The sequence below is a fragment of the Aquimarina sp. AU119 genome, from assembly GCF_900312735.1.
Lineage (GTDB): Bacteria > Bacteroidota > Bacteroidia > Flavobacteriales > Flavobacteriaceae > Aquimarina > Aquimarina algiphila.
The window spans coordinates 1-6,604 of the sequence record NZ_OMPF01000018.1 but is presented as its reverse complement, the minus strand read 5'-3'; the positions used below and the strand labels follow the sequence as shown (position 1 = coordinate 6,604).

Annotated in this window: 9 protein-coding genes; all 9 read left to right on the top strand. The window is 30.2% G+C overall.

Features of this window, described 5'->3' with window-relative positions:
* The first annotated feature begins 141 nt into the window (after positions 1-141).
* The 9 genes from DK442_RS16670 (at position 142) to DK442_RS16630 (ending at position 6,333) form a co-directional block, all read left to right on the top strand.
* The gene (locus DK442_RS16670; RefSeq protein WP_109437039.1) at positions 142-432 is read left to right on the top strand and encodes a hypothetical protein; all 291 of its coding nucleotides are present in this window, start codon (positions 142-144) and stop codon (positions 430-432) included.
* The gene (locus DK442_RS16665; RefSeq protein ID WP_109437038.1) at positions 429-755 is read left to right on the top strand and encodes a hypothetical protein; all 327 of its coding nucleotides are present in this window, start codon (positions 429-431) and stop codon (positions 753-755) included. Before DK442_RS16670 ends, DK442_RS16665 begins: the two co-directional genes overlap by 4 nt.
* Before the next feature lie 88 nt (positions 756-843).
* The gene (locus DK442_RS28460; protein WP_200825125.1) at positions 844-1,506 is read left to right on the top strand and encodes a hypothetical protein; all 663 of its coding nucleotides are present in this window, start codon (positions 844-846) and stop codon (positions 1,504-1,506) included.
* Between the two features lie 194 nt (positions 1,507-1,700).
* Entirely contained in the window at positions 1,701-2,423 is a 723-nt protein-coding gene (locus tag DK442_RS16655; RefSeq protein WP_109437037.1) for a PIN domain-containing protein, read from the top strand.
* Between the two features lie 184 nt (positions 2,424-2,607).
* Complete coding sequence (locus DK442_RS16650) at positions 2,608-3,192, top strand: hypothetical protein (protein ID WP_109437036.1); 585 nt, start codon at positions 2,608-2,610, stop codon at positions 3,190-3,192.
* A gap of 213 nt (positions 3,193-3,405) precedes the next feature.
* Complete coding sequence (locus tag DK442_RS16645; RefSeq protein ID WP_160114225.1) at positions 3,406-4,026, top strand: hypothetical protein; 621 nt, start codon at positions 3,406-3,408, stop codon at positions 4,024-4,026.
* A 195-nt stretch (positions 4,027-4,221) separates the two neighbouring features.
* On the top strand, positions 4,222-4,713 hold the full coding sequence (locus DK442_RS16640; protein WP_109437034.1) for a hypothetical protein: 492 nt from the start codon (positions 4,222-4,224) through the stop codon (positions 4,711-4,713).
* 188 nt (positions 4,714-4,901) lie between these two features.
* Entirely contained in the window at positions 4,902-5,345 is a 444-nt protein-coding gene (locus tag DK442_RS16635) for a hypothetical protein (protein WP_109437033.1), read from the top strand.
* Positions 5,346-5,577: 232 nt separating this feature from the next.
* Positions 5,578-6,333 (top strand): protein phosphatase 2C domain-containing protein, encoded by a 756-nt coding sequence (locus tag DK442_RS16630; RefSeq protein ID WP_109437032.1) that lies wholly within the window; start codon positions 5,578-5,580, stop codon positions 6,331-6,333.
* The last annotated feature ends 271 nt before the right edge of the window (positions 6,334-6,604 follow it).

Genomic DNA, 6,604 nt, shown 5'->3' with positions numbered 1-6,604 from the left:
AAAATCGCCAAATATAAAATTTGGCGTTTATGAGAAAAAATATAAAAGTAAAATATTTATATTTGGCTTAGTACCAATCCAAAACGTATTGCTTATCACCCACCCTACGTTTCTTATAATAGACGTTATCTACAATTCGGAATGAAAATTAAATGGGAAAAATATAATCCTGAATGGCTTGCTCAAATAGCCGAAAAACAAATTCCTGAGGAAATTGAGATTATAAGATCTATCCGAAATTGCACTCAAATTTATTGGGAAAGTAGAGCGTACGGATATTTTGTTAACCCAAAAAATGCTAATCTACCAAACTCTGAATGGCAATTTGAACAAAATATAACTCTACAGGATAAAAAAGAAGGGGAACTTATATTGGATATTTTGACGGACAAAAAAATTGGCGGAATTGAATTTATGAAATATTTGAAATGAATAACCTGAACAAAACATATCATAAAGGGAATTTCAGAAGTGGGGAATGGTCAAAACATCTAAGACCATATCTAAAAAGAGTTGGTAATAAACGTTGGAGAAAAACTGGTAAAGGTTTATCAGAATTTGAAGAAATCAAAAATCCGAGAAGGCTAAAAACTTCAAAAAAGGAAATTGTAGTTTGTATTACAAATAGATTCTATGGTGATATTGAGTTTACTCGCATTCGTAAATACAAAACTATGAGAGACGCTCAAAACGCAATGAATAGATCAAGTGTGGTTCGAGCTGAAATAATAAAAAAAGTAGATAACACTATATAACAAAACATAGTTGCCCTTCGGGACAACAACGTTTGTTATATTTAACGTTACCAGCAATTATAAATAAATGGATATTAAAAGCCTAAATATGGGATCAAACTCATTGAGTGAAAAAATAATTAAAATCGGAGAAACCCCTTTTAAATTATGGCTTGAATTTGAAGAAACAACTCCTTGGGATAATATTGAAAATGATTTCGCTAATGTTATTGTTGATATGCTAGATGGAAGGGTTTATGGAATAAATGTTTGGACATTTAAATATCTTGAATCTGCAATCAAACAGGATAACGAAAATGGAGAGAATTTAAACGGACTTTATCAAATACCTCCAGACCTATTTGTAAAAGAGTTGACTAGAGATTGTCTTGAAAAAACAATTGTTGACTTATTGCAAAATGGGAATTTAGAGGAATCTTTAAATAACTCAACTTTTGAATTGAAATTTCTTGAACCATATTATGACGTGATCGAAATGGAAGAAAACAGTATTCAAGCGTTAACAAACGAACTCAAGCTTGAATTACCTAAAAACCATCTTTTACACAATGAGAATGCTGAACTAATAGCAAGAAAGACGAATAACGATGATATTATATTGGAATTAGATGATAAAAGAATTGCGGTTGTTCATCTGACTTGGAAATCGAAAAAAGAAATTGATGGATATCCAATAACAAGAGTTTACAAAGACAGTGTAGATTTTTGGAATAAAGAAATGAAACAGGATATTCTAGAATTTAAAAAATAAAAAGCTGGTAACATTATATATGAAATCAGAGCAAAGTTTAGAACTAGATCGAAAGGCCATTTTCTTTTTGGGATGGCGCTAGATTTTTATAAATTAAACAAGAAATAAAAATACGCAGATAGATCGATTGGTTCAGGCTTACTTGCCTTGCTCCGATTCATATATTTGACGTTGTATGCCATTCCAAATTTGATATGCTAAAGACTTTTTGTGATACATCTTTCTTACTAGATTTTATTCTTTTTCCATTGGATAGAATTTTCAATCAAGAAATTTCCGATTCGAATAAAACTAAAAACGACTTTGAACCAATATTAAAAAAGTATTGGGCTTCGAAAAACCGAATTCATAAACTGGACAATATCATAAGAAAAATCTACGATCATGAAACACAAACTGCTCTCGTTTATAGTCCGTTGATAACATTAGAATGCATTGAAAAATTAGTTGAATTCAATTTTAAAGATCTTGCAATTAAATATGGCTCCCTTGAACGAATACAAAAATCTGGAAAAAAGGAAATCGGTAAAGTACTAAAGAAAATAAGTGATGATTTAGATAAAGTTCAGGGTACTAAAAAATCAAGTCACTTAAGTGATATAGAGTTTCTAGCTTATAACATATTTGAAACTGGATATGGAAATGCTGATATTGGACTTAGTCTATATGAGATTTATCCTAGAGACATTGAGAATATGTCTCTTAAACATGAAAGCAATGAATTTGAAATTATGGTAAAGCTCAGTAATTACCAGATTGGTGCTGCTGACATAATGCATTTAAAAATGGCCAAACATCTAGGTTGTAAAAATTTTCTAACTTTTGATACAGACTTTATTAGAGCAAAAGAAGAAATCAAAGAAATGTTCGATCTTAATATTTTATATGAGATTAAAGAGATAGAAAAAAGTATATAAAAACAGCATACAACACGATATATGTGCTCATAGCAGGTCGGTAATAAATCGAAAGGTTCGTGTATATTTGGTAAGGCGCAATGCTTGCAGAATGTAAAAGTTAGCAATCAATGCGCAGAAAAATCAAAAAGCAAGGTAACATTTTGCCCTGCTACGACACATATATTAAACGTTAACAATAATTATGACTAAGATAAAATATATATGGGCTTTGTTTCTGATTTTGATTTTGAACAATCTAATCGCTCAAGAAAAAGTTAGTATGAAAGATGTTTATGTTGAGAATGATTTAGTGTATAAAGTTTCTGACGAACAACTTTTTACTGGAATAGCTCAAAGGATTCGTAAAAATGGTCATTTGGTTTATGAAGAGTCTTATAATACTGGAATTATTAAGGAAAGTAATTTGTATTATAATAGCAAAGAAAGAATCATATCTGATAAAATAATTTACAACCAGAAAAAACTGTATTCCAAAGAAAAAGAAATTAGATTTCATCTCTCAAAAGATACATTAAGAATTAAAACCTTTGATGATAACGGAAAAAAGAAACTAGTTGAAGAATTTGAAAACAACCATATAACTTATAAGTGCGAATATAAGGGAAAGAAGAAGCACGGTCTTGAATTACGCTATAAAGAGAATGGAAAGAAAATAACTTATCGTTGTGAATATATCAATGGAAAAAAGAACGGAGAGGAATTATGTATTAATGATAACGGAACTAAATCGGTTAAGAATTACTCAAATGGTAAAAAGATAAAATAACTATTGTTAACATCATATATAAAATCAGAGCAAAGTTTAGTGCTAGATCGAAAGGTCTTTTCCTTTTTGCAATAGCGCTAGATTTTTATAAATTAAACAAGAAAAAAAATGCGCAGATAAATCGATTAGTTCAGGCTTTCTTGCCTTGCTCCGATTCATATATTTGGCGTTGTAGCATATATGAGAAAAGCAACAATCTTCATAATATTAATAATGATTTCTAATTCAGTTATTGGACAAAATTTAAATGGAAAATGGATTTTGAAAGACGTTGATTCTGGAAATGAAAAAAAGGGTAATCCTGGTTTTCAACTTTTGGAAATCAACGGCAACAAAGTTGACATTTATATGGATTTTTCGCTCAACGAAAAAGCATCAACATTGAAAATGGAAAATGGAGATTTATTGAACTACAACAATGAGAAAACCTCTAAGTACGAAATTGTCAATGAAAATCATATAAAATGGTTTGTCAACGGAAAGTCAAACGATAAAAATGCTGTTTTTGAGTTTGATTTTTATCGACTTAAACCGACAATCACAACTCTGAAAAAAGAAGATATTGAAAAACTGACTTTCGTCCTGACAGAAAACGGACGAGAATCGGAATTTGAATTTAACAAAGAACTTTGGGATAAAGAACGTTTAGAATTATTTAAAAGAAAAGAAGGTGAGAAAAAAATGATTGAACAAATTGATTCTACATTTTTTGTGTCAATATATTCTAATGGAAAAAGAGATGTTTCTTTCGCAATAAAGGAAGTTTCGACTAAATTATTAAAACTTTATGCAATCCCAACTGGACCAATGGAAATGATTGCGTATCGAAAATAATAAAATACATGCTACAACACCATATATGTGATCATAGCAGCAAAGTGATGAATCGAATGGTTATAGTATTTTTGGTAAGGCGCAATGCTTGCAGAAGGTAAAAGTTAGCAACCAATGCGCAGAAAACGTCGAAAGTTAGGTAACATTTTGCTCTGCTACAACACATATATTAAGCGTTATATACAAACACCTTAAATGGATATTGAAAATATAAATATCATACTAAATAAAATATTCAAAGGATTATCTATTTCTAATATCAATTACTCAATTGATTTTTGGAATTTAGAGTTTTCAAGGCACTTGGAAAATGAGTTTTATGAATTTAAGGAATTAAATAAAATTGTATTAACGGCTCACGAAATAGAAGTTTGCAACGAAATTGAATGGAAAAAAACTATCTCTAAAGGCCCATTTGATATATCAGATTCTGTAGATTATGAAGAGTCGATTAAGGCAATGATTTTATTTCACTTAGCAAGGCTTCCCATAGAATCTGTAGAAATCAAAAAAAATGCTGACTTGTTCTTTAAATACTCCAAAAATAGATTCTTGAAAATAAATGGAATCGTGGAAATTGTTGATTGGGTTTGGTGGTTAGATATTGAACAAAACGAGAAGATTATTATGAGTGAGTTCGGAAAAATAGCTTGTGACGAAAAAATACTGAAAAGCACGCTCAAATAAAGCCTGTATATAACATCATATATGAAATCAGAGCAATAGTTTAGTGTCGGATCGAAAGGTCTCTCCTTTTTTGCAATGGCGCTAGATTTTTATAAATTAAACAAGAAATAAAAATGCACAGATAAATCAATTGGTTCAGGTGTACTTGCCTTGCTCCGATTCATATATTTGGCGTTAACCTACATTGAATGAACTTATATATTAAAATACTTCTCTTATCTATAACTACATCAGTCTCTTGTCAATCTTTATCTGATGAGAAAACTATGATACTTTTAAATCAAGAAAACAATGAATATTTTCCTTATAGTGAGTTTAAAGTATGGAAACCAAATAAATCTGAAATCAAATTTGTAAAATCAGTTCTGAAAAAAGCAATTGAAGAAAATAAATCTGATTATGACGTTAAGGAAATCTTCGAAAATTATGATGATTATTATTTACAATTAACACCTTACCTGAATAAAAACAATGATCGAATTGTTTTTATCAGCGCATTTTGTGATATGACTTACGGTAAGGACTGGAAAAATTATATTATAGATCCGGATGATGGAGGTTCTTGTTTTTGGCAAATACAAATCAATATTGACAATGAAAAATATTTTGATTTATCTGTAAATGGGTTTTAAATATTTTTGCCTTGATCTAACCGTACAAACGGAAAATAAAAACGTAGGTTAACACCATATATGTGTTCATAGCAGCTAAGTAATCAATCGAATGGTTCTTGTATTTTTGGCAAGGCGCAATGCTTGCAAAAAAGTAAAAGTTAGCAACCAATGCGCAGAAATATCGAAAAGCAAGGTAACATTTTGCCCTGCTACGACACATATATTAAACGTTGTGGTGCATTAAAACTGAATGAGAATATATAAAACATTAAATATCGGAGAATTTCACACAAATCATTGTGAGGACTTCTTAATTGAGGAACAAATCGGAACGAATGAAAAGTTGATTGCTGTCTTGGATGGTTGCACAATGGGAACTGAATCCGTTTTTGCTTCAATTCTTTTCGGGAAAATTTTGCGAAATATTGCGAAAAAGAAATTTTACGAAGAATTTGTCACTGATAACTCAATACAATTAAAAAATAAACTTAAGGAGGTTGTCAAAACACTTATTGATGAGACAAAACTACTCAAAAATCAACTCGGACTTGAAACGAATGAGTTACTGTCAACTTTAATAATTGGAATTATCGAAACTAAAGAATCAAAAGCTGAATTTCTGACTATTGGAGATGGATTGATTTGTAAAGACGGAGAACTGATCGAATATGAACAAGATGATAAACCTGACTATCTCGGATATCATTTAGCAGACGATTTTGAAAATTGGTTTGACAATCAACAACAAAAATTAACAGTTTCTGGCTTTAAGGATTTATCAATATGTACAGATGGAATTTTTACATTTAAAAATCTTGAGAATAAGTCCAAACAAAAATCAGAAAATGAAATTATCGAATACTTACTGATAGATAATGAAGGTGCTGAATTTGATAATTTCCTTGACAGAAAAATTCGAACATTAAAAGATAAATGGAATCATTTAGTGACGGACGATTTAGCAGTAATCAGAATTAAAAACGACACCACAACACGATATATGTGATCATAGCAGCAAAGTGATCAATCCAATGGTTGTTGTATTTTTGGTATGGCGCAATGCTTGCAAAAAGTAAAAGTTAGCAACCAATGCGCAGAAAAATCGAAAAGCAGGGTAACATTTTACTCTGCTACGACACATATATTAAACGTTGTGTACAATATGATGAAGAAGTTAATTTTAATATTATTTTTTTTACCACTCACCGTAATCGGACAACATCTCAAATGTTGTGAATCTCAAAAAGAAGTGGAATCTTATCTGAGCGGAATATGGA

What these genes read in the sequence shown, in the direction of transcription:
- DK442_RS16670 (WP_109437039.1), top strand. Translation starts at nt 142, where the DNA reads ATGAAAATTAAATGGGAAAAATATAATCCTGAATGGCTTGCTCAAATA.
- DK442_RS16665 (WP_109437038.1), top strand. Translation starts at nt 429, where the DNA reads ATGAATAACCTGAACAAAACATATCATAAAGGGAATTTCAGAAGTGGG.
- DK442_RS28460 (WP_200825125.1), top strand. Translation starts at nt 844, where the DNA reads ATGGGATCAAACTCATTGAGTGAAAAAATAATTAAAATCGGAGAAACC.
- DK442_RS16655 (WP_109437037.1), top strand. Translation starts at nt 1,701, where the DNA reads ATGCTAAAGACTTTTTGTGATACATCTTTCTTACTAGATTTTATTCTT.
- DK442_RS16650 (WP_109437036.1), top strand. Translation starts at nt 2,608, where the DNA reads ATGACTAAGATAAAATATATATGGGCTTTGTTTCTGATTTTGATTTTG.
- DK442_RS16645 (WP_160114225.1), top strand. Translation starts at nt 3,406, where the DNA reads ATGATTTCTAATTCAGTTATTGGACAAAATTTAAATGGAAAATGGATT.
- DK442_RS16640 (WP_109437034.1), top strand. Translation starts at nt 4,222, where the DNA reads ATGGATATTGAAAATATAAATATCATACTAAATAAAATATTCAAAGGA.
- DK442_RS16635 (WP_109437033.1), top strand. Translation starts at nt 4,902, where the DNA reads ATGAACTTATATATTAAAATACTTCTCTTATCTATAACTACATCAGTC.
- DK442_RS16630 (WP_109437032.1), top strand. Translation starts at nt 5,578, where the DNA reads ATGAGAATATATAAAACATTAAATATCGGAGAATTTCACACAAATCAT.